Source organism: Streptomyces silaceus, assembly GCF_001419745.1.
GTDB classification, from domain to species: Bacteria; Actinomycetota; Actinomycetes; order Streptomycetales; family Streptomycetaceae; genus Streptomyces; species Streptomyces silaceus.
The window spans coordinates 1-1,762 of the sequence record NZ_LIRJ01000700.1 but is presented as its reverse complement, the minus strand read 5'-3'; the positions used below and the strand labels follow the sequence as shown (position 1 = coordinate 1,762).

Below are 1,762 nucleotides of genomic sequence, written 5' to 3'. Positions count from 1 at the left end.
TCCGAAGCCCCTCCGAAGCCCCTCCCCCCGGGCCATCGGACATTTACAGATCGCCGACTATTATGAATACTTGAATAGTCCGCAGAGCAGAACAGACAGAGACGAGAGAGAGGGCGCCGTGGCCGACGCTCACACCCCGTGGACCCGCGCCGCACTGCCCCTCTGCCTGCTCGGGATCCTGGACGCCGAGGCGAAGAGCTACGGGTACGCCCTGCTCAGCCGCCTCGCCGACGCGGGACTCGACGGCGTGAAGGCCGCGACGCTCTACCCCGCCCTCACCCGGCTCGAGGAGGAAGGCTCCGTCGAGGTCGAGTGGGGCGCAGGCGAGGGCGGACCGGGGCGCAAGTACTACCGGATCACCGAGGAGGGGCGGGCGAGGCTGCGGCGTGACCAGGCCGCGTGGGGTGACTTCACCCGGACCGTCGCCACGCTCCTCGGCAAGGGGGAAGAGCATGGACAAGACACAGACGCCTGAGCCGGCGTGGGCCCGCGAGGAGGACGAGAAGTGGGCGGACGCGGTCCGCGTGCGGCTCGTGCTCGACCACGACGCGCCCGCCGGGCTCGCCGACGAGGTGCTCGCCGAGGCGCACCAGGTCGTGACGGAGGCGGACCTGCCCGCCTCCGAAGTGCTGGGCACGGCCACCGCGTACGCGCGCACGGTCGCCGCCGAGCGCATCAGCGAGGAGCGCCGCGCCAAGGTCGACACGCACGGCCTGACGCCCGGCGAGCGGGTCTCCGCCACCCTCGGGACGTTCGGGTTCATCGGGTTCGTCCTGTGCGTCCTGTACTGGATCCAGGACGGGCTGTGGGTCGAGGGGAGCTGGACCTCGGTCGCCGGGTGCGCGACCGTCGTGGTCGTCGCGACGCTCGGCACCCTCGCCTTCGTCGCCCGCGCGGCCGGCCGGTTCCAGGGCATGCGGGGCTTCTTCGCGGGGGCCGCCTGCGCCGTCGCGGGCGGGGCCGCCGTCATCGCGACGGCGTCCGAAGAGCGATTGTTCCGGCTGCCCGTGCCGGTCCTCATGGCGGCCTGTGTCGCCTGGAGCGTCGGCGCCTATCTGTTCCCCGACGCCGTCCTGGACCGCTGGTTCACGCCGCGGCCCCACGCCGGCGACGAGCAGTGGCTCACGCGGCTCGAAGGGCTGCTGCGCGGGCGGCACGCCATGACGGCCGCGGAGGCGCGCGGCCACGTCCAGGAGGCCCGCCAGCATCTCGCGGGACCGGGCGGCGAGCGGGCCGAGGACGCCTTCGGCGACGTCGAGGTGTACGCCATGCGGCTCGCCGAAGGGCCCCGCAAGCGGCAGCGGATCGCCCGGCACAAGCTGTACCGCAACGTCGCGATGGCCGGGATCCTCACCGTCCTCGCCGTCGACGAGGCGGTCACCTCGGGCTTCTCGGGGTGGTTCGCCTGCTACGTCGGGGCGGCGGGCGCCTGGCTGTGGGGGGTGCTCGGTGAGTGGCGGCAGTCCCGCGACGCGGCGGCCGGGGCCCGGACGTCCGGCTAGCCTGCCGCGCATGATCCTCGAACCGCTCACGGCGGTGGACGGCGCCCTGCCCGGCTCCGTGCTCACCGAAGTCACCGCCCTGTACGCCGCGAACCACGCGTTCTTCGCGCTCAGCGGGGACTTCCCCGACGCCCACGACATCCGCGTCGAGCAGGTCGCCAAGGCCCTCGCGGAGGAGCTGGCCCATCCCGACGCCGAGGTGCTGCTCGCCCGCTCCGGGGGCCGGCTCGTCGGCGTCGCCGTCACCCTGGCCCACCACC

The 1,762-nt window shown here is 73.6% G+C and carries 2 protein-coding genes and 1 pseudogene; all 3 read left to right on the top strand.

All coding sequences use genetic code 11. The features are described 5' to 3' along the window. Positions 1-118: 118 nt before the first annotated feature. Positions 119-475, top strand: coding sequence for a PadR family transcriptional regulator (locus AOK22_RS38830; protein ID WP_055703322.1), 357 nt, complete (start codon positions 119-121; stop codon positions 473-475). Further along, positions 453-1,502 (top strand): hypothetical protein, encoded by a 1,050-nt coding sequence (locus tag AOK22_RS38825; protein ID WP_055703321.1) that lies wholly within the window; start codon positions 453-455, stop codon positions 1,500-1,502. Before AOK22_RS38830 ends, AOK22_RS38825 begins: the two co-directional genes overlap by 23 nt. Before the next feature lie 10 nt (positions 1,503-1,512). After that, a pseudogene (locus AOK22_RS38820) lies at positions 1,513-1,762 on the top strand (hypothetical protein); the annotation flags it as partial.